General features: G+C 62.3%; 13 protein-coding genes and 1 pseudogene. 8 read left to right on the forward strand and 6 right to left on the reverse strand.

All coding sequences use genetic code 11. The features are described 5' to 3' along the window. Window positions 1–69: 69 nt before the first annotated feature. The 3 genes and pseudogenes from E3Z29_RS12435 to pvdM all read right to left on the reverse strand — a co-directional run bounded on the left by E3Z29_RS12435 (window position 70) and on the right by pvdM (window position 3664). Window positions 70–979, reverse strand: a pseudogene (locus tag E3Z29_RS12435) (formylglycine-generating enzyme family protein). A 37-nt stretch (window positions 980–1016) separates the two neighbouring features. After that, entirely contained in the window at window positions 1017–2297 is a 1281-nt protein-coding gene (locus E3Z29_RS12440) for an aminotransferase class V-fold PLP-dependent enzyme (RefSeq protein ID WP_134785893.1), read from the reverse strand. Further along, on the reverse strand, window positions 2294–3664 hold the full coding sequence (gene pvdM / locus E3Z29_RS12445; RefSeq protein ID WP_027614032.1) for a pyoverdine-tailoring dipeptidase-like protein PvdM: 1371 nt from the start codon (window positions 3662–3664) through the stop codon (window positions 2294–2296). Before pvdM ends, E3Z29_RS12440 begins: the two co-directional genes overlap by 4 nt. A gap of 320 nt (window positions 3665–3984) precedes the next feature. Here pvdM and E3Z29_RS12450 point away from each other — a divergent pair, with 320 nt between their 5' ends. After that, window positions 3985–5604 (forward strand): PvdJ/PvdD/PvdP-like protein, encoded by a 1620-nt coding sequence (locus tag E3Z29_RS12450; RefSeq protein ID WP_098968009.1) that lies wholly within the window; start codon window positions 3985–3987, stop codon window positions 5602–5604. A gap of 256 nt (window positions 5605–5860) precedes the next feature. Here the strand turns inward: E3Z29_RS12450 and E3Z29_RS12455 are convergent, their stop codons facing one another. From E3Z29_RS12455 to E3Z29_RS12465, 3 genes are read right to left on the reverse strand one after another with little or no spacing between them, the layout of a single operon-like run. Further along, on the reverse strand, window positions 5861–7252 hold the full coding sequence (locus E3Z29_RS12455) for an efflux transporter outer membrane subunit (protein WP_098968010.1): 1392 nt from the start codon (window positions 7250–7252) through the stop codon (window positions 5861–5863). 7 nt (window positions 7253–7259) lie between these two features. Beyond that, window positions 7260–9233, reverse strand: a complete 1974-nt coding sequence (locus tag E3Z29_RS12460; RefSeq protein WP_134785894.1) for a MacB family efflux pump subunit — start codon at window positions 9231–9233, stop codon at window positions 7260–7262. After that, the gene (locus tag E3Z29_RS12465; protein ID WP_134785895.1) at window positions 9234–10406 is read right to left on the reverse strand and encodes an efflux RND transporter periplasmic adaptor subunit; all 1173 of its coding nucleotides are present in this window, start codon (window positions 10404–10406) and stop codon (window positions 9234–9236) included. A 320-nt stretch (window positions 10407–10726) separates the two neighbouring features. On the opposite strand from E3Z29_RS12465, the gene E3Z29_RS12470 reads away from it, so the two are divergent. From E3Z29_RS12470 to E3Z29_RS12500, 7 genes are all read left to right on the forward strand, one after another. After that, the gene (locus E3Z29_RS12470) at window positions 10727–11209 is read left to right on the forward strand and encodes a sigma-70 family RNA polymerase sigma factor (RefSeq protein WP_027614027.1); all 483 of its coding nucleotides are present in this window, start codon (window positions 10727–10729) and stop codon (window positions 11207–11209) included. A gap of 134 nt (window positions 11210–11343) precedes the next feature. Continuing rightward, window positions 11344–12678, forward strand: coding sequence for a lysine N(6)-hydroxylase/L-ornithine N(5)-oxygenase family protein (locus E3Z29_RS12475; RefSeq protein ID WP_097087697.1), 1335 nt, complete (start codon window positions 11344–11346; stop codon window positions 12676–12678). Between the two features lie 558 nt (window positions 12679–13236). After that, window positions 13237–15936: a magnesium-translocating P-type ATPase gene (gene mgtA / locus E3Z29_RS12480; RefSeq protein ID WP_134785896.1), complete on the forward strand. Its 2700-nt coding sequence runs from the start codon at window positions 13237–13239 to the stop codon at window positions 15934–15936. A 142-nt stretch (window positions 15937–16078) separates the two neighbouring features. Beyond that, the gene (locus E3Z29_RS12485; RefSeq protein ID WP_007968289.1) at window positions 16079–16795 is read left to right on the forward strand and encodes an MgtC/SapB family protein; all 717 of its coding nucleotides are present in this window, start codon (window positions 16079–16081) and stop codon (window positions 16793–16795) included. Window positions 16796–16931: 136 nt separating this feature from the next. Further along, a complete protein-coding gene (locus E3Z29_RS12490; protein WP_134785897.1) occupies window positions 16932–17366 on the forward strand; it encodes a chemotaxis protein CheY in 435 nt (144 codons plus the stop codon). Window positions 17367–17508: 142 nt separating this feature from the next. Beyond that, window positions 17509–18141 carry a response regulator transcription factor gene (locus tag E3Z29_RS12495; RefSeq protein ID WP_098968015.1) on the forward strand — a complete coding sequence of 211 codons (633 nt, stop codon included), beginning with the start codon at window positions 17509–17511 and terminating at the stop codon, window positions 18139–18141. An 8-nt stretch (window positions 18142–18149) separates the two neighbouring features. After that, window positions 18150–21368 carry a transporter substrate-binding domain-containing protein gene (locus E3Z29_RS12500; protein ID WP_177416193.1) on the forward strand — a complete coding sequence of 1073 codons (3219 nt, stop codon included), beginning with the start codon at window positions 18150–18152 and terminating at the stop codon, window positions 21366–21368. Window positions 21369–21372: the final 4 nt, after the last annotated feature.

Genomic DNA, 21372 nt, shown 5'->3' on the forward strand with positions numbered 1-21372 from the left:
CGCGCCATGGAGGATCGCGCCCACCTGTAGAACGACTGGCAGGACGGCTAATTTAGCCGGGCGATGGCGTTACAGATCACGGGCGACCCGGAAGCCGATCCAGTCGCCACGGGTGTCGGTGTAGGTGGCGTTGCGGTTGCCCGAACGCGAGAACACCGGTGCCTCGCCCCAGTCGTTGCCACGGATGCGCCGCACGTCGCACTTGCCGCTTAACCAGGCACTGCCATCGCTTGGCGCGCCGACGTAGTTCTCGTTGTAGCAATCGGCGGTCCACTCATAAATATTGCCGTGCATGTCGTAGACGCCGAAGGCATTGGCCGGGAAGCTGCCGGCCGGCGCGGTGAAGTTGTAGCCATCGGCGGCGCCATAGGTGTTGGCGTGTTTGGCGATGCTGTATTCCTTGCCTTCATCGAACGGGAAGGGGGAACGGCCCCGTGCTGCCGGCGCGGGCGGCGTATTCACGCAGCGACTCGCTGACCAGCCGGTATTGCTGGCCGGTCTTCTTCGACAGCCAGGCCACGTAAGCTTCGACCTCCGGGAAATCCATGCACACCGCCGGGTGCTTGTCGGTGTACTGCTTGCGCGGGTCGCTGCCCTGATAATCCGGGATCCCGGCCTTGCAGGCGCGACCGGGGCGAGTGTCGCCGTCGGGCATTTTGTAGCCGCTGTCCTTGAGGTAGGCGTCCCACTCGCCGCGCAGAATCTGGAAACGGCTGATCGCCAGCGGTTTGGCAAACGTCACCGGGTGCAGCGGCCCTTCATCCGGCTCGCGGCCGACCTCATCCTCCGGGGTGCCCATGGTGAACGTGCCGGTGGGCAGCACGACCATTTCCGGGCAGTCCTTGCAGTCCTTGAACACCTTGCCCGGCGCAGGCGGGGTGGCGGCCTGCGCGGCGCCCGGCAGCAGGCCGGCGGCGAGGGCGGTGAGCATCAGCGCCGGCAGCGCCTTCAAGGAAAATCGACGCAGTTCACTGTTCATTGCGAGTCTCGCTAAAAGAAAAAAGGGAGCGTCCGGGTCAAAGGGCCTGGTCGAGCACGGCCAGCAAGCGGTCGATTTGCTCTTCGTCGTTGAGCAGCCCCGGTGCGGTGCGGATCACCGGGCCGACGTCGCGGTGCACGGCATCGGCCACCACGCGGTTGGCCATCAGGTGCGCGGCGATCTTGTCGCTGTCCTTGCCCTTGACCCGGAAGAAGGTGAAACCGGCGGACAGCTCAGGGCTCAGTGGCGTCACCAGTTCGATCTGCGGCCGTTGCTGCAGGCGTTGTTTCAGGTAGCTGTTGAGCGCGTGAATGCGCGCCTCGACCTCGGCCTTGCCCAGCTCAAGATGCAATTTGAACGCTTCGTCCAGCGCCCAGCGGTGCTCGAACGAGTGATAGCCGCCGGGCGTCATGGTGGTGGAAAACGCCGTGGCTTCAGAGAACGTCGGAATGATCGGGGTGACGTATCTGACCTCGGCGAAGCGGCTGCAGACGATGCCGGTGCCACGTGGGCCGAACATCCACTTGTGGGTGCCGGCGATGAAGAAGTCGCAGTTCATCTGCGCGAAGTTCAGGTTGTCCACGCCGAAGCCATGCACCCCGTCGACCACGTAAACGATGCGGTCAGCGTCGCTGCGACCGCGGTTGTGCTGGTCGACGATGGCGCCGATTTCACCGATGGGCAGTTTCATGCCGCTGCCCGAATGCACCCAGCACATGCCCAGCACCCGGGTTTCGGGGCAGATGGCGCCGTCGATCGCGGCAAGGATTTCTGCTTTGCTGGCGCTGTACGAATCCTTGAACAGACGAATTTTGCGCACCCGGGTGCCGTCGCGTTCGCTACGCAGGGCGAGGATGGTGTGGGTCGCGTAGTGCTCGTGCTCGGTGGTGAGGATTTCCTGATCGGGGCGCACGTGCACGCCGCCGTAGATCGTCGCCAGACCTTCGGTGGTGCTGCCGGTCAGGGCGATCTGTTTGGCGTCGGCTTGCAGGTAGCGTCCGGCCCAGACCCGCACGTTCTCCTCGCGCTGTTCGATCACGCCGAGGTCCCAATCCATGGCCAGGCCGGGATTTTTGTCGAGGGCGGCGCGGTGCCGCTCAATCGCCTCGCGCACCGGTTTCGGGTGCGAGGTAATCAGGAAATTGGAGAAGTGCAGATACGCCGGATCCTGATCGAACAGCTGCTGCAACCGCGCCCACTTGTTGCCGGTCGCGGGCGCGGCGTTCGCGGCACCGGCGACATTCGGCAGGCTCGCGCCCAGTGGCAGAGCCGCCGCGAGAATCCCCGCCTGCTTCAAGAACTCACGACGATTGCTCATGGCTGGGCAGTTCCGGGCGCGGCGGCCAGTGCCGGTTTCGCGGCTTTCTCGACCTGATCCCAGACCCGCAGGAAGTTGCCGCCCCAGAGCTTGGCGATGTCCGCTTCGGAGTAACCGCGTGAGATCAGCTCGGCGGTGACGTTGCGAATTTCGCCGACGTTCTCGAAGCCTTTGACGCCGCCACCTTCGTTGAAGTCGGAGCTGATGCCGACATGGTCGATGCCGATCTTGCGCACCGCGTAATCGATGGCATCGCCCAGATCCTTGAGGCTGGCTTTCGGCTCTTCTTCGAGGATGCCGTACAGGCGGCTGGCGTACTGGCCAAACTTCTGCTCGGACCACGCGGCAATGATCGGGTCGCCCGGCATCAACGCCATCGCCAGGTTCGGCAGCGGCGGCAGGTCGAAGTCCTTGCGCATCTCGTTGAGCTTGTCCTGGGTTTGTTGGGTGAGCGGACGCAGGTACTGCGAGAACGCGACGATCTGCACCACGCCGCCGCTGTTTTTGATCAGCTGCATTTCCTTGTCGCTGAGGTTGCGCGGAATGTCGACCATCGCACGTGGCGCCGAATGCGAGGCTACCAGCGGCGTGCGGCTGAGCTGCGCGACTTGTTCGAGGGCTTTGGTCGACATTTGCGAGACGTCGATGATCACGCCCAGATCGTTGAGGCGCTTGACCGCCTGCTTGCCCAGATCCGAGAGGCCGTCGAGGGCGTCCGGCGAATCATTGAGAAATGGCAGCGGCCGCGACGAATCCGCCCAGTCGTTGTTGCCGATGTAGCTGAAGCCGAACATGCGCATGCCGCGCGCGGTCCACAGGTCCAGCAGGTTGAGGTCGTGGCCCAGCGGATAGGCGTTGAGCATGCTGATGAAAATCGCGAATTTGCCTTCGCCGTGCAGGCGCCGGAAGTCGTCGGGGGTGTAGGCGATGGCCACCTGATTGGGGTAGTCGCGAACCATCCCGGAGATGATCTTGAAGCGGATTTCCTGCTGATTGCGCGCCTCGTCGACGAAGCCAGGGGTCGGCTTGTGCGGGGCGTTGGGGCCGTTCCACATTTCCGGCCAGCCGAAGATGGTCAGCGCGGCGCCGGACAGGCGCCCGCGGTTGGCCTTGGCGAGGTCGAACTGGCCGTCGCCGTCCTTGTCGGCTTCGTGGCCGTCGGTGCCGAAATTTTGCGTCAGGCTGACATGGCTGTCGAAAGAGAGCATGCGTTCGTGCAGCTCATCGGCCTGCTTCATGACTTTGGCCGGGTAGCCGAGGTCGTCCTTGAACCAGTGATGCCACACGGCAAAGCCTGCGCCGGCGCTGATCGCCAGGGCCAACGGCAGGCCGATGAATAGAGCCTTTTTCGAACGTGGTTTTGTCATTGCCATCTCAGTCAGGTTCGCCATCGAGGTGCAGGCGCGGGGGCCTTCGCTATCTGGGAAGAACGAGTGGTTGGCGGCAAAATTTAAGCCTGACACTGTGGCGAGGGGATTTATCCCCGATCGAGGGCGAAGCGCTCGCAAGGCCTGCGAGCGCCGTCCCTTCTGGTGTCGCCGCCAGCGTCGGATGGGAGTTGCTTCGCAACTCATCGGGGATGAATCCCCTCGCCACGGGTCATCATCGCCGGGCACGTTAAATTTGCCGGGGCAACAAACGTTCTAGCTTGGATAAAGCCTGCTTCATGGCTGACACAGGTAGGGCAATGAAGATTTCTCGACGATGGTTCATGGCGGGCCTGGCGCTGACCGGCGCTGCCGTGCCTGCGGCGTATTTCGGGCATCGTGAATGGACGAAGCCGGACCCGACGATCACCCCGGGCGAAGCGTCTTTCGACGTCGCCGACATGGCCGGGCAGCGCCTGGCGAATGCGTTGCGCGGGGTGTGGGATATCCGTTTCGAAGGTGCCGATGCCGGCCTCGAGGGCTTGCCGCTCAAGGGGCTGCAAGTGTTTCTCGACATCGGCCAGAAGGGACGCGGCGTGTGCGGTTTTCTCGACACGCCCGAGCGCCTGCGCTCCGCTGAAACACCGCGTTATCGAATTCTGGGCGACCTCGCGAAAGCCGATGCGGCGAAGCTGAGCTGGCGCCTGATCGGCGCTGACGGTCAGATCAGCTATGAGCTGGAGATGATCCTCGATGAGGTCTGGGCCGACTTCGGCAATGCCGGCAGTGGCACCCTCAGCGGCAAGGCCTTGCGCCTGGACCGGTCGCTGGCCTTGCCGGCGCAGGACAATCGCTTCGTCGCCGTCAAGCGGCTGTTTCCCGAAGCGCGCGAGCGCACGCCGCTCAACCCGACGTTGCTGGCGTGGCTTATCTCTCCCGAGCATCGCCTGTTTCACCAGTTGTGGCATGCGACCCGGGACAAGTGGCACAAACTGCCCGAGGACAAACGCGAAGCCTTGCGCGGCATTGGCTGGCAGCCCGGCCCGCGCGACAAGGAGCGCGATGCCCGTGGTCCGCGCAAGGATCGCAATGGCTCGGGTGTGGACTTTTTCTTCATGCACCGGCACATGCTCGGGACGGCGCGCTCGATGCAGGATCTGCCGTCCTGGGCGTTTTTCCCGCTGCCGCAGCCGGAGCTGATCCGCGACCGCGTCGGCTTCGCCCGCTATTTCGACAACCACGACGGCACGGCCTTGCCGCCGACCTGGACGGCGGCGGGTGATGACGAATTCAGTCAGTGGGTCAGTGACATCAAGACTGCCGAAACCTACGAAAGCAACTTCCAGGTCTGGGAGTCGCAGTACCGCGATCCGGCGTATCTGGCCCGGCTCACCCTCGGCCAGTTCGGCTCCGAAGTCGAGCTGGGCCTGCATGACTGGCTGCACATGCGCTGGGCCTCCGTGCCACGCGATCCGTCCAACGGTCAGCCGGTGCCGTTTGCCCGCGATCCGGCGGACTTCGCCGCACGTTGGTACAACGCCGAAAACGACTTCCTCGGCGATCCGTTTTCATCCCACGTCAACCCGACGTTCTGGCATTTCCATGGCTGGATCGATGATCGCATCGAGGACTGGTTCCGCGCCCATGAGCGTTTCCATCCGGGCGAAGTCACGCGGCTGCAGGTCAATGGCGTGCCATGGTTTGCCCCGGGGCGCTGGGTCGAGGTCGACGACCCGTGGCTCGGGCCGATCACCCATGGCTGCAGCACCACGCCGGGTTTGCAGATGGGCAAGTCGGTGGAGATGGATCCGGAAACCATGAAGCTGGCGCTGCGCATCACCTTCATCACCGACGAGGAAAAACTCGCCGGCCTGTTCCGCCGCGTGCCGCAACGGCCATGGTATGCGCGCAATCTGAAGCCTAAAACCAGCCCGACTTGAGGGCTGCGTTATCGTTCTTCGCGAGCAAGCCCGCTCCCACAGGTTCAGGTGTCAGCCCACAATGTCCGGACTGACCCCGGACACCCTGTAGGAGTGAGCCTGCTCGCGATAGCGCCCGACCAGTCGACATTCAATTGCCTGAGCCACCGCCATCGCGAGCTGGCTGACTCCTGCATGAGAACGCATTCCTGCTGATGGAACACGATCAAGTTTGGGAGCGAGCTTGCTCGCGAAGGCGATCTGTCAGTCGCCGCAATTACAAGGTCTGCCACCCGCCACCAAGCGCCTTGTACAGCGCAATGCTCGCCTGCATCCGCGCCAGGCGCAGTTGCACGTTCTGATCCTGCGCTGCGTACAAGGTGCGCTGGGTTTCGAGGACAGTCAGCAAGTCTTCGGCGCCGGCCTGGTAACGGCTCTGGGCGATGTCGAACGCGGTCTGCGCCTGATTCAGTTCTTCGTTCTGCCACAACCGCTGCTCATCCAGGCGACGAATGCTATTGAGCGCTTTTTCCACATCGGCGAAACCGTTGATGATTGCGCCACGGTAAGTTTCCAGCAGCTCTTGTTGGCGCGCAGAGGCCTTGTCGCGTTCCGCGCCGAGGCGACCGTTATTGAAAATCGGTCCGACCAGTCCGGCGGTCAGGTTGTAGAAAGGGCTGCGGATCAAATCGTCGAACTGATTGGCGCCCGAGCCGAGTTGGGCGGTCAGGGTCAGTGCCGGCAACATGGCTGCGCGAGCGACTTTGACGTCAGCTTCGGCGGCGGCCAGTTGGGCTTCGGCGCGTGCGATGTCCGGACGATGCGTGAGCAACTCGCTGGGCACGCCGGCGGCGATGTCTGGCCATTGCAGGTGCTCGAAGGACTCTGTCGCCGACAGTTGCTGCACCGGTCGGCCGAGGAGGGCGGCGAGGCTGATCAGCGCGTCCTGGGCTTGCTGTTGCACGCGCGGCAATTGCCATTGCTGGGCGGCGACCAGGCTCTTCTGTTGCGCCAGCTCCAGCGCGGTGGCTGAGCCTGAATCAAACCGCGTCTGCACCAGTTTCAGCACGCTTTGCGCGTTGGCCAGATTGAGTTCGGCGATGCGGCTCTGCTCGCGTAGCGACAAGGTTTGCGCATACGTGCTGGCAACGCCGCTGAGCAATGTCAGTTCGACCGTCGCCCGGTCGAATTCGCTGGCCTGCAGGGCGAACTGCGCACTGTCGCGCGAGGCGCGTTTGCCGCCCCAGAAATCGATTTCGTAAGTGGCGCTCAGGTTGGTATCGAAATAGTCCACAGCCTTGTTGCTGCTGTTGGCATCGAGTTGGCTGTAGCCATTGCCGCGCAGCAGTTTCTGCCGATTGGCATTCAGGCCGGCCTTGACCTCCGGCAACTGAGAGCCGCCAGCGATGACAGTGCCTGCCTGCGCTTGACGCACTCGAGCGACGGCGGCCGCGAGGTCGAAACTGCCGACGCGAGCCTGTTCGATCAGACGATCCAGTTCCGGGCTGCCAAATTGCGTCCACCACTGCGGGCTATTGCGGGCAACGCTGGCGCCATGGGGCGACTGCCAGGCAGCAGGCGCCTGCACACCGCTGTCCGGGCGTTGAACGGGACTGCCGCAGGCACTGAGGATCAGGCACACGGTCAACAGGCTGAGGCGCGGTTTCATAAATCGATCATTCACTGGTAAGGGCTGTGACCGGGTCGAGCCGGGCAGCTTTGCGGGCAGGCATGAAGCCGAAGACAACACCGGTGACCAGGGCGCAGCCGAAGGCGCCGAGTACCGCCATCAAGGAAAAGGCCACGGCCACTTCGCTGAGGATCAGCACGCCGCCGACAATCAAGGCCAGGGCGATCCCGGCAATGCCGCCGACCACCGAGAGCATCACCGCTTCGGTGAGGAACTGCCGGAGGATGTCGCGCTGGCGGGCGCCGGTGGCCATGCGAATGCCGATCTCGCGAGTCCGCTCGCGCACGGTCATGAGCATGATGTTCATCACGCCGATGCCGCCGACCAGCAGCGAGATCGCGGCAATCGAACCGAGCATCAGCGACAGGGTGTTCTGGGTGCGGGCCTCGGCCTGGATCATCGCGGCGTTGTTGGTCAGTTCGAAATCCTTCTTGCCGTTGTGCAGGCGCAGCATCAGTTGCTCGATGGCCTGCTCGGTGTCCTTGACCTTGCGCGCGTCGGCGGCGGCAATGGCCACGTATTCCGGATTGCGCGTGCCGAACAGCCGCACGCTGGCCGCCGAATAGGGGATGGCGATGCGGTTATCACTGTCGGAGTCGCCGGAGCTGGCGCCCTTTTCGGCGAGCACGCCGACTACCTGGAACGGCACATTCTCGATCAGGATGAATTGGCCGATCGGGTTCGGCACATCCTTGAGCAGTTTGCTGCGGACTTTGTGGCCGATCACCGCGACGGCTGCAGCGTTCTGCTCATCGGCCTCGGTGAAGTAATTGCCTTGCACCACCGGCCAGTTGAAGATCGCCGGGAAGTTGGTGTCGTTGCCGCCGACGTAACTCAGGTGGTCGGCATTGCCGTAACGTACGCCGGCCTCGGCGCCGTTGACCGGCATGATCCGCTGCACTTGCGGCAGGCTGGCCAGCGCGTGCACATCGTCGAGGGTGATGATCCCCGGCGGCGTGCGCGGGTTGGGCGCCGAGCCGCTGAGGTAAATAATGTTCGAACCGAAGGCGCCCATCTGCGCCATCACCTGGCGTTTGCTGCCTTCACCAACCGCCAGCATCACCACCACCGATGCCACGCCGATGATGATCCCGAGCAGGGTCAGCGCTGTGCGAAAGCGGTTGATCCACATCACCCGCCACGCGGCATGCAGGGCATCGACCAGTTCGCCTTTCCAGGCGCCGGTGGCTTCCGCGCCGTCGGCCAGACGCTGGCGCAGATCCACCGCTTGCAGGGCGCCGGGGTTGGCGCTGGTCTGGGCGTGGGGATTGTCGCGGGCGCTGTCGCTGATGATCAGGCCGTCGCGGATTTCGATGATGCGTTTGGCCCGGGCCGCGACTTCGCGGTCGTGGGTGATGAGGATCACTACGTGGCCCTGGCTCGCCAGCTCATCGAGCAGCGTCATCACTTCTTTGCCGCTGTGGCTGTCGAGGGCGCCGGTGGGTTCGTCGGCGAGGATGATGTGGCCGCCGTTCATCAACGCCCGGGCAATCGACACCCGTTGCTGTTGGCCACCGGACAACTGATGCGGGCGGTTGCCGGTGCGCGAGGCCAGACCGAGGCGGTCGAGCAGGGCGGCGGCGCGGGCGTGACGCTCGGCGGCCGGGGTACCGGCATAGATCGCCGGCATCTCGACGTTTTCCTGGGCCGAGCCGGACGGAATCAGGTGATAGCCCTGGAACACAAATCCAAAGGCTTCGCGGCGCAGCCAGGCCAGCTCGTCGCTGTCGAGGCCGGCGACGTTTTCTCCGGCGAAGCGGTACTCGCCGGAGGTCGGGCGGTCGAGGCAGCCGAGGATATTCATCAGGGTCGATTTGCCGGAGCCGGAAGCGCCGACAATCGCCACGAATTCACCGGCGTGGATCGACAGGTCGATGCCGCGCAGCACGTGAACTTGCGGAGCGTCACCGCCGCCGTAGGATTTGCGAATGTCCTGCAGATCGATCAGAGGCGTTTGCATTCAGCCTCCGCTGCCGTCGACCGGGCCGATCAGCAGATGATCGCCTTCGTTGAGGCCGTCGACAATCTGCACCTTGAGCCGGTCGCTGATGCCGGTGTGTACCTCGCGTTGCTGGATGTCGCCGTTGGCCGCCACCACCTGCGCAGTTTGCAGGTTGGCCGTGGTGCTGCCCTGCAACGCGGCGACCGGCGCGGTGAGCACGCCTTTGGCCTGATTGGCGACGAAAAACACCTGGGTGGTCATCTCGGCCATCAAGGCGTTGTCGGCGTTATCGACGTCGAGCAAAACCGTGTACAGCACAACGCGGGCGCTGCCGCTTTTGCTGCTGCTGGCCGGGCTGCCGCCGCCCTGGCTGGTCTGATCCAGCGGCTTGGGCGGCACCGGCAGGATCTGCCGCACGGTGCTGCTCCAGCGCCGCTGACCGCCGCTGAGGGTGGTGAAGTAGGCGGTCATGCCCGGTTTGACGTGGCCGATGTCGGCCTCGGAAACCTCGGCCCACACGGTCATCGGTGACAGCTTGGCGATGCGCAGGATCAGCGGCGTCTGCTGTTGCGCGTTGAGGGTCTGGCCTTCGCGGGCGTCGAGGGCAACCACGGTGCCGGCCATCGGCGCGTAGATCCGCGTGTAGCCGAGTTCAGCCTGATCGCTGCGCAGGCTCGCTTCAGCCTGGCGGATCTGTGCCTGGAACATGTCGACGCGGGCCTGAGTGGCTTTCAATTCTGCACGGGCGGTCTGCACGTCTTCTTCACGGGTGGCGCCGCCGGCGGCGAGATGCTGCTGCCGCTGATACTTCTGCCGCGCCAGTTCATGCTGGGCGCGCTGCTCCTGCAATTGCGCCTTGAGGTTTTCGATGGAGAAGCGCCCGGCGTCGAGTTTGGCCTGCTGCGTGGACGGATCGATTTCCACCAGCAGTTGACCTTCCTTGACCACGTCACCGACTTCGACGTGGATTTTCTGGATTTGCCCGGAGGCCTGCGCACCGACATCGACATAACGGCGCGGTTGCAGGGTGCCCAGCGCGGTGACGCTGCTCTCGATGTCGCCACGGCTGACTTGCACGGTGGCGAAGCGCTCGCGGCCCGGCGGCATGATTTGCCACGCGGCGTAGGCAACAACAGGAATCAGACAAAGGACTGCGAGCAGGGCGCGTCGAGCGGGGCGGGGACGTTTCATGCAGGGTTCCGGCCAGTGGAATTCGGCCCGTCGTCCGGCTGCACGCCACAGCGCGCAGCCGTTGAACGCTGTCGCAGGGCGCGACAGACACGGGGAGCTGTCCTGTAAACGATGAATACGCGGGGGAATTTAAGCGAAGACACAGGATGTTACAGGTATGGAACGGCACTATTTAGCGGGCAACGACAAACGCCACTTTAAATCTATATGAGAATTACTATAAATTACGCACCTCAGTTGCCACTATCTTGCTACCCGTGTTCGCGGGCCGTCGATCAGTGTGCTCAAGGATCGAATCCGCATCGAAGCGGCCGGGAGTCATGTTGGAAAACTACTATCGCGAGCTGGTGTGTTTCCTGAACGCCAAGCTCGGCAACCGTCAGGTCGCCGAAGATGTGGTGCATGACGCTTATGTGCGGGTTCTGGAACGCTCCAGCGACACGCCCATCGAGCAGCCCCGGGCCTTTCTTTATCGCACTGCGTTGAATCTGGTGATCGACGATCATCGGCGCAACGCCTTGCGCCAGGTCGAGCCACTGGAAGTGCTCGACAGCGAAGAGCGCTATTTCACCCCGTCGCCCCATGGCACTCTCGATCACGGCCAGCGTCTGGAGATGCTCCAGCGTGCACTGGCGGAATTGTCGCCGCTGTGCCGCGACAGTTTTCTGCTGCGCAAGATCGAAGGCCTGTCGCACCCGCAGATTGCCGAACAGCTGGGAATTTCCAAGGCACTGGTGGAAAAACACATCGTCAATGCGATGAAGCATTGCCGTCTGCGCATCAAGCAATGGGATGCCCATTGAGCCGCCATCGCTAAATTTTATTTCACTGTCCTCGTTCCTACTCAACAGACGACCTGCTGTCCTGCTCAAGGCCAGTCGGGTCACTTAGGCTCTCCTTTCCCCTTGTTGAGGGGTTCATCCAGAGGACACTGGAAATGACTCAGGCAATTGCATCGCCCATCGTTCACGACCTGATCGGCGTCGGTTTCGGCCCTTCGAACCTGGCGCTGGCCATCGCTCTGCAAGAGCGCGGCCCGACCCACGGCGAGCTGGATGTGCTGTTCCTCGACAAGCAGGCCAACTACAGCTGGCACGGCAACACCCTGTCGACCCAAAGCGAATTGCAGATTTCCTTCCTCAAGGATCTGGTGACCCTGCGCAACCCGACCAGCCCGTACTCGTTCGTCAATTACCTGAAGGCTCACGGCCGTCTGGTGGACTTCATCAACCTCGGCACCTTCTACCCGTGCCGCATGGAGTACAACGACTACCTGCGCTGGGTTGCCGGGCAGTTCACCGAGCAGAGCCGCTATGGCGAAGAAGTGCTGACCATCGAACCGGTGCTGCACAACCATCAGGTTGAAGCATTGCGCGTGATCTCCCGCGACAGCGAAGGCCAGCAGTTGGTGCGCACTGCGCGTTCGGTGGTGGTCAGCGCCGGCGGCACACCGCGTATTCCGGAGGCGTTCAAGGCGCTGAAGGGTGACAGCCGCGTGTTCCACCACTCGCAGTATCTGTCGCAGATGGCCAAACAGCCGTGTGTGAACAACCAACCGATGAGCATCGCGATCATCGGCGGCGGGCAGAGCGCGGCGGAAGCCTTTATCGATCTGAACGATTCGTTCCCGTCGGTGCAGGTCGACATGATCCTGCGCGGTTCGGCCCTCAAGCCTGCGGATGACAGCCCGTTCGTCAACGAAGTGTTCTCGCCGGAGTTCACCGATCTGGTGTTCCAGCAAAACAGCGCCGAGCGTGAGCGCCTGGTCAACGAGTACCACAACACCAACTACTCAGTGGTCGACATCGACCTGATCGAACGCATCTACGGCATCTTCTATCGCCAGAAAGTCTCGGGCATCGCCCGTCATGCGTTCCGTACCCTGACCACCGTCGAGAGCGCCACGGCCACCGAACGCGGCATCGAACTGGCGGTGCGCAACAACGCCACCGGCGAAGTCACCGTGCGTATCTATGACGCCGTGGTCCTGGCCACCGGTTACGAGCGGCAGATGCACCGCAAACTGTTGGCACCGCTGGAAGAATACCTCGGTGATTTCGAGGTCGATCGCAACTACAAACTGATCACCGACGAACGCTGCAAGGCCGGCCTGTACATGCAGGGCTTCTGCCAGGCCAGCCATGGCCTGAGTGATACATTGCTGTCGGTGTTGCCGGTGCGTGCCGACGAGATTGCCGGTTCGCTGTATGAGCATGGCAAGAACCGTGGGCATCGTTCGGTAGCGGATCTGTTGTTGGCGACGGCCAGCTGAGTTTTGCGTCGTCTGTAATACCGCTATCGCGAGCAGGCTCACTCCTACAATGTTCTGTGCACGCAGGACAACTGTAGGAGTGAGCCTGCTCGCGATAGGGCCATCAGAAATGCTGAAAATCCGAAACCTGAACCCTTCCTGAACATCCCCGACACACCTTCTTACACGGGTTTACTCATCCATCATCGAGGCGTAAGCTTCGCGCGTTTTCATCAATAGCGGAGACCCACAGTGGGTACTTGTTCGAGTGACAGTTGTCGGCCGGTCTCGGTAACCGGCAGATTCTCGGCAAGATAACGCGCAGCCTTTCTCTGCCGTTGTCTCGCCGTAAAGCGAGCAGCGGCATCCCGATCATGGTCAGTTGAGACCATGTCCCGACGTCCTTCTCATCGACACTGAAAGTATGTGATTTCGACCGTGTGGTCGCGATCGCAAACCTATCGACACGCCTGTCCTTTGTGATCGGCGCGCCAAGCCTTGCCGTGCCGGATTTTCCGGCGTACGAGGCGCGGTCGTACCTGCTCGACGGTTTCCCGGCTGACCATAGGGGCAACAGCCATGAAACTTACGCTCAAGGAATTTTTCGCAGGCTTCCTGCGCACACGCCACATCGCCCGGCACTTCCGCCGTCTGGCGCTGCTGGAATCGATCACCGACACCACGGTCAGCCGTGAAGTCCCGCCCACCCTGGCCAACACCCTGGTCGATGCAGCCCATCGCGACAGCGGTGAACTGCTGTCGTCACTGGGTACTCACACCGACGGCCTGACCGATTTTGAAGTCGACGCCCTGCGTGCGCAGTACGGCCTCAACGAAGTCGAACACGAGCAGCCGCTGCCATGGTGGACCCATCTGTGGCACTGCTACAAAAACCCGTTCAACCTGCTGCTGACCCTGTTGGCGGTGATTTCGTGGCTGACCGAAGACCTGAAAGCCGCCACGGTGATTTTCTCCATGGTGGTGCTGTCGACGCTGCTGCGCTTCTGGCAGGAAAGCAAATCCAACCAGGCCGCCGACGCGCTCAAGGCGATGGTCAGCAACACCGCCACGGTGATGCGCCGCGACGAGCCGCGCATCGAACTGCCGATCAAGCAGCTGGTGCCGGGCGACCTGATCGTGCTGTCCGCCGGCGACATGATTCCCGCCGACTGCCGGGTGCTCAGCGCCAAGGACCTGTTCGTCAGCCAGGCGGCGATGACCGGTGAATCGATGCCGGTGGAAAAATTCGCCCGTCAGGCCGACCGCGACACGCGCAATCCGCTGGAGCTGGAGAACATTCTGTTCATGGGCACCAACGTGGTGTCCGGCACGGCGGTGGCGGTGATTCTCACCACGGGCAACAGCACCTATTTCGGCGCGTTGGCACAGCGTGTGGGCGCAACTGACCCCGCGGTGACCTCGTTCCAGCTGGGCGTGAACAAAGTCAGCTGGCTGCTGATCCGCTTCATGTTCGTCATGGCGCCGCTGGTGCTGTTCATCAACGGTTTCACCAAGGGCGACTGGACCGAAGCGCTGCTGTTCGCGCTGTCGATTGCCGTGGGCCTGACCCCGGAAATGCTGCCGATGATCGTCACCTCGACCCTGGCCAAAGGTGCGGTGTTCCTGTCGCGCAAAAAGGTCATCGTCAAGCGTCTGGACGCGATCCAGAACTTCGGCGCGATGGACGTGCTGTGCACCGACAAGACCGGCACCCTGACCCAGGACAAGATCTTCCTCGCGCGCAATGTCGACGTCTGGGGTGAAGACTCCGATGACGTGCTGGAAAAGGCCTACCTCAACAGCTATTACCAGACCGGGCTGAAAAACCTGCTCGACGTGGCGGTGCTGGAACATGTGGAAATTCACCGTGAACTGAAAGTCGGCACGGCATTTCGCAAGGTCGATGAGATTCCGTTCGACTTCAATCGCCGGCGCATGTCGGTGGTGGTCGAAGGTCAGGGCCAGCCGCATCAATTGATCTGCAAAGGCGCAGTGGAAGAAGTGCTGGCGGTGTGCACCCGCGTGCAGCACGGCGACGTCGAAGAAGCCTTGAGCGATGAATTGCTGACCCGGATTCGTCAGGTCACCGCAGCATTCAACGCTGAAGGCTTGCGCGTGGTGGCGGTGGCTGCCCGCTCGATGCCGGAAGGTCGCGACACTTACAGCCTGGCGGATGAGCAGGAACTGACGCTGATCGGTTACGTGGCATTCCTCGATCCACCGAAGGAAAGCACCGCGCCGGCGCTCAAGGCTTTGGCCGAGCACGGTGTGGCGGTCAAAGTGCTGACCGGTGACAACGAACTGGTGACCGCGAAGATTTGCCGCGAAGTCGGTCTGGCCCAACAGGGCTTGCTGATGGGTAACGATGTCGAGCGCATGAGCGACGCCGAGCTGGCCGTAGCGGTAGAAAAAACCAACGTGTTCGCCAAGCTGACGCCGTCGCACAAAGAGCGCATCGTGCGCATCCTCAAGGGCAACGGGCATGTGGTCGGCTTCATGGGCGACGGCATCAACGACGCCCCGGCGCTGCGCACCGCCGACATCGGAATCTCGGTGGACAGCGCGGTGGACATCGCCAAGGAAGCCGCTGACATCATCCTCCTGGAAAAGAGCCTGATGGTGCTGGAAGAGGGCGTACTCGAGGGGCGTCGCACCTTCGCCAACATGCTCAAGTACATCAAGATGACCGCCAGCTCGAATTTCGGCAACGTGTTCTCGGTGCTGGTGGCCAGTGCGTTCATTCCGTTCCTGCCGATGCTGCCGATGCACCTGCTGGTACAGAACCTGCTCTACGACATTTCGCAGATCGCCATTCCGTTCGACAACGTCGACCAGGAGATGCTGAAGAAGCCGCAACGCTGGCAGCCGGCGGATGTCGGGCGCTTCATGCTGTTCTTCGGGCCGATCAGTTCGATCTTTGACATCCTGACGTTCGCCTTGATGTGGTATGTGTTCGATGCCAACACCCCGGATCACCAGACCCTGTTCCAGTCCGGCTGGTTCGTGGTGGGGTTGCTGACCCAGACGCTGATCGTGCACATGATCCGCACGCCGAAGATTCCGTTCCTGCAAAGCCGTGCAGCCATGCCGTTGCTGGTGATGACCGGGATCATCATGGCGGTCGGGATCTTCCTGCCGATGGGGCCGCTGGCCAACTACTTCAAATTGCAGGCACTGCCGTCGATGTACTTCGTGTTCCTGCCGATGATCCTGCTGGCGTACATGGCGCTGACCCAGGCGGTGAAAGGCTTCTACATCCGCCGGTTCGGCTGGCAGTAACAACAGGACAACGCTGTTCCCTCTGTAGGAGTGAGCCTGCTCGCGATAGCAATCTGTCAGTCAAAATTTCAACGACTGACACACCGCTATCGCGAGCAGGCTCACTCCTACAGGGGATTCGGATGTTTTCAAGGACAAGACTATGCAAGCCATCAACAACCTCAACCTGACTTCTTTGCTCGACACGCTGGTCAGCCTCAGCGCAGCGTTCATCCTCGGTGGCCTGATCGGTTTCGAGCGTCAGTACCGGCAACGCACCGCCGGTCTGCGCACCAACGTGCTGGTGGCGGTCGGCGCGGCGATTTTCGTCGACATGGCCAACCGTCTCGGCGGTGCTGAAGGCGCGGTGCGGGTGGTCGCCTACGTGGTCTCCGGCATCGGCTTTCTCGGTGCCGGGGTGATCATGCGCGAAGAGGGCAACGTCCGTGGCCTCAACACCGCCGCGACTCTGTGGACTTCCGCCGCCGTTGGCGCCTGCGCCGGTGCCGACCTGCTGGCCGAGGCGGTGCTCGGCACGCTGTTCATCCTCGCCGCCAACACCTTGCTGCGGCCGATCGTCAACAACATCAACCGCCAGCCACTGGACGTGGTCTCGGCCGAAGTCACCAACATTGTCTATGTCATCGCCCGGCGCTCACAGCAGAAAGCCGTGTTCGCCCTGCTCGAAGCCGAGCTGGAACGCAGCAATTACCCGGCCAGCGATGTCGATGTACACGCCTTCGGTGCCGACGAAATCGAGATCGAAGCGACGCTGGCGACGACTTCGGTCGACGGCGATGAACTCGATGCGCTGGTAGCGCGGATTTCGACTTCAGCGCTGGTGGTGCAGGCGTTCTGGAGTCCGAGTACCACGGAATAAGGCAACAACCTCGAGCCGCCACTCGGCGTGGCTCATGAGTGCGGATGAATGACCGGTTTTTTAGGAAAAGTCCTACAGAACTGCTCCTGAGGCTTGCGTAGTCTTGGCGCACCCGTCCACCTCCACGAGATCGAGCATGATCAATAAAACCCTGCGCATCCTGATTGCCGATCCGCAGCATTTTCACCGGATGAAAATCGAGCGCCTGTTCAATGGCCTTGAATACTTCCGCATCGCTCCGGTACAGAGTCTGCTTGAGCTGCTGACCCTGGTGGAGTACGGCTGTGAACCCTTCGATGCGGTGGTTATCAACGCCGAGCTGGCGGCCGGATCGCTGGACCTGCCGGGGTTTTTCCTCAACAACCCGCATGTGCGCCACGCGCTGATCTATAACGAGCCCTCGGCACCTGCGCTGACGCCCGCAGGCTTCGCTCAGGAAAACCTGCAGATCAGCCCCGTCGCCTTGCCCAATGCGGCCGCGATCAAGCACCTGATGGCGCGGGTCGACGTTGCCCCGGTGTGTGCAGCTAATGCCTGGAACCCGGCGCCAGCCTTGCAACGCCGGGCTTGAGCACGAATTACGTTTTTGCGCAACTGTCAGATCTGACAGGTAGATACAACTGGCTTCCCGTGTAACAGTTCTTGCGCAGCCACCCCGGCGGAACAGCCGCTACCGGTGGCGCCATCGTTTTGTTTTTGCCCTGGGAGCGGTCATGAAGTCAGCGCTGATCGTCGACGATCATCCGGTGGTGCGGGCTGCCGTGAAACTTGTGCTCGAAGCCGAAAGGTTCAGGGTGATTCATGAAGCGTCGAGCGCCAGCGAAGCCCTGGAGCTTAGCCGTGAGCACAAACCGGAACTGGTGATACTCGATCTCAAGTTGCCGGGGGTGGGTGGACTGGAAGCGCTGGAGCGGCTCAAGGCCAACGACCCCGAATGCAGGGTGCTGATTTTTACTTCTCAGGATCCGCTGCACTATCAGGATCGCTGTCTGCGTAGTGGCGCCATGGGTTACGTGGCTAAAACCAACCAGTTGCTGCAATTGCACAAGGCTGTCCAGGCGCTGATGTCGGGCTACTCCTATTTTGCTGCACTGCCTGATAGCGGCTCTGTGTCGACCCCGTCGCACCGCAGCGAAAAACAGCTGATCGACGAGCTCTCCAACCGAGAACTGAACATTCTCGTGCAGTTGGCTCTGGGTAAGCCCAACAAGAAAATCGCCGCTGAAATGTTCCTCAGCCACAAGACCGTCAGCACCTACAAAACCCGCTTGATAAAAAAGCTGGGTCTGCACTCAAAGTCAGCGGTGTACTTGCGCGAATTCGCCAAGCGCAACGATTTGATCTGAGTAGCACAGTGAATCTGCGACGCTGGTGGTGCGTGCTCTGGTTGAGCATCACGGCCACCTGCTGGGCCAGTGAGTCGCCGCAGCCTCTGGAGTTGTTGAGCCAGGCAGCACTGGAGAACATTCAGGTCCCGCTCGACCCCCAGGATCAACAGTGGCTACGCCGCCATCCGACGTTGCGCATGGGGATTTCCGGGCCCGATTATCCACCGTTCGAGATCACGCGGAATCGGCAGGAGCTGGAAGGTCTCACCGCCGACTATGCCGAGTTGCTGGCGCAACTGCTCGGGGTTCGGATCGAGGTGCAACGCTACGCAAACCGCGACGCGGTGATGAGCGCACTCAAGCGCGGCGAACTCGATCTGCTGGGCACCTCGAACAATTTCGAGCTGGCCGATCCAGATTTCATCTTGTCGCGCCCCTATGCCGAAGACCAACCGATGCTGGTGACCCGGCTCGACGAAACGTTACCGGCCGACCTGGCAGGCAAACGCATCGCCATGGTCGAGGACTACCTGCCGCTGACCAGCGTGCAGGCGTTCTACCCCGACGCGAAGGTGCAGCGTTACTCCTCGGCAATGGATGCGCTGGGTGCGGTGGCGTTTGGTGTCGATGACGGCTATCTCGGCGATCTGATCAGTGCCAATTACCTGATCAACACCAATTACCGCAATGACCTGCAACTGGCCGGGCCGTCGGGGCTGGATGCCAATCCCTTCGGTTTCGCCCTGCTGCGCAGTGACGTACGCCTCAAACGCATTATCGACAAGGCGCTGGCGGCGATTCCCATGGAGCGTCGTCAACTGATCGAGCAGCGCTGGAGCGCAGGGCGCGCGCAAATGGCCGCGCAGTCGCAGGTGCGCCTCAGTGCCAGCGAGCAGCAGTGGCTGGAGCAACATCCGCGGGTGCGGGTCGGCGTGATCGAAGACTTCGCACCGCTGACGTTTTTTGATGCCGACGGACGATTCAACGGGCTGTCGGCGCAGTTGCTCAACCTGATCAGTCAGCGTACCGGGCTGCAATTCGAGGTGGTTCGGGGGCGTTCGCTGGACCGTCAGATCGAACAGCTCAAGGCCGGTGAGCTCGACGTGCTGCCGGTGGTGACCCCGAGCAGCGAACGGGAAACCGAGCTGCAATTCACCCGTGCCTACCTGAACAATCCGTTTGTGCTGGTCAGCGCGACGACGGCCGGCAGCCCGCGCAGCCTCGCCGATCTGCCGGGCAAGCGGCTGGCGATTTATCGCGGTCATCCATTGCACGACTTTATTCTGCAGCAGGTGCCCGGGATTCGCCTGGTGGAGGTGCGCAGCCCGGCCGAGGGCATGGAGCAGATCGCCAAAGGCCAGGCCGACGTGACCGTCAGCTCACTGCTGGTGGCGCGGTTTCTGATCGCCCGCCATTACCGCGAGCGCCTGCGCATCACCAACACGATCGGCGATCAGCCGGCACGCATTGCCCTGGCGACCGCAGCGCAGGATACGGCGCTGCACACGATTCTGAACAAGGCGTTGCTGAGCATCGCGCCGCAGCAGATGGACGAACTGGTCGAGCGCTGGAGCCATGACGTGGTCGTGGAAGAGAGCTACTGGCAGCGTCATCGCCGCGAAATCCTGCTGGCGTTTGCCGGTGCGGCAGGGATGCTGTTGCTGGCCTTGGCCTGGATCGGTTTTCAGCGCTCGCAGCTGCGTCAGCGTCAGCAGTGGCTGCAACAGTTGCAGCAGGCCAAGGATGCCGCCGACGACGCCAATCGGGCCAAGACTACGTTTCTGGCGACCATGAGCCATGAAATCCGCACCCCCATGAATGCCCTGATCGGCATGCTCGAAATGGCCCTCAAGCGTGCCGAGGAGGGCGTCACCGACAAGCTGGCAATCGAGGTCGCGTCCGCTGCCGGCCAGCAATTACTGGCGTTGATCGGTGATATTCTCGATATCGCACGTATCGAGTCCGGGCATTTGTCCCTCGCGCCGCAGCGGGCCAATCTGCGCGAACAAGTGATCGCGGTGTGCCGCGTATTCGAAGGGCTGGCGCGGGAGAAACGCCTGCTGTGGCAGGTCGAACTGGATGCGCACAGTGACGTCGACGTCATGCTCGACCCGACACGCTTCAAGCAAGTGCTGTCAAACCTGTTGAGCAACGCGATCAAGTTCACCGAGCACGGGCAGGTCAGTCTGCAACTGTCGGTAACCAGGACAGCGCTTGGCCAGTTGGCCGTGAAACTAGCGATTGCAGACAGCGGAATCGGCATCAGTGCCGATGACCGCAAACGCCTGTTCAGTCCGTTCGTCCAGGCCGCTAACCAGGGCCAGTCAGCGCGTAGCGGCTCGGGACTGGGCCTGGTGATCAGCCGTAACCTCTGCGAAATGATGGGCGGCACACTGCGCCTGGACAGCGAGCCGGGGCATGGAACGCGGGTTGAGGTAAACCTGCAGTTGCCGCTGTTGACCGCGCTCGAACCCGAGACGGCAGGCCCGCAAGTGGCGGACACGCCAGCGCGTTCGCTGAGCGTGCTGGTGGTGGACGATCATCCGGTCAACCGCTTGCTCCTGTGCCGGCAACTGAGTGAACTGGGCCACGCTACGGTCGATGTCGAGGATGGTGAGCTGGGCTTGCAGCGCTGGCGAACACAGGCTTTCGATGTGCTGATCACCGATTGCAACATGCCCCGGCGCAACGGTTACGAACTCGCTCGGACACTTCGTGAAGAAGAGGCGGCGAGCGGTCGGGCACGCTGCCTGATCCTCGGCTTCACTGCCAACGCGCAGGTCGAGGAGAAAGTCCGTTGTCTTGAGGCCGGCATGGACGATTGTCTGTTCAAGCCAATTCGCTTGCACGATCTGCAACAGGCATTGAAGGCGGCCAGTCGCGGTGACGGTGACCAGCTGTCGGACCCGGCACCGCCGTTGCCCGAGATCGACCTGAGCGCGCTTGAGCAGATGGCCGGGGACAATCCTGCGGTGATGCAGCGCCTGCGCGAACAAGTGTTGCGCAGTCTGCACGACGATCTGCAACAGCTGGACGCTGCGCGCCAGCCACAGGATCTGAGCGAATTAAGCACCCTGGCGCATCACATCAAGGGCGGTGCGCAAATGGTCGGTGCGGCGCGAGTGGCGGCGGCGTGCAGCGATCTCGAACAGGCGTGTCGCGACGCCGAAACCCTGACTGTCCACCGCTCGGTGGACACGCTGCGCAGGGCCATGCACGACCTCGCGCAGCGGCTTCAGGACTGAGCGA

It is taken from the genome of Pseudomonas sp. S150 (genome assembly GCF_004526365.1).
Taxonomy (GTDB): Bacteria; Pseudomonadota; Gammaproteobacteria; order Pseudomonadales; family Pseudomonadaceae; genus Aquipseudomonas; species Aquipseudomonas putida_A.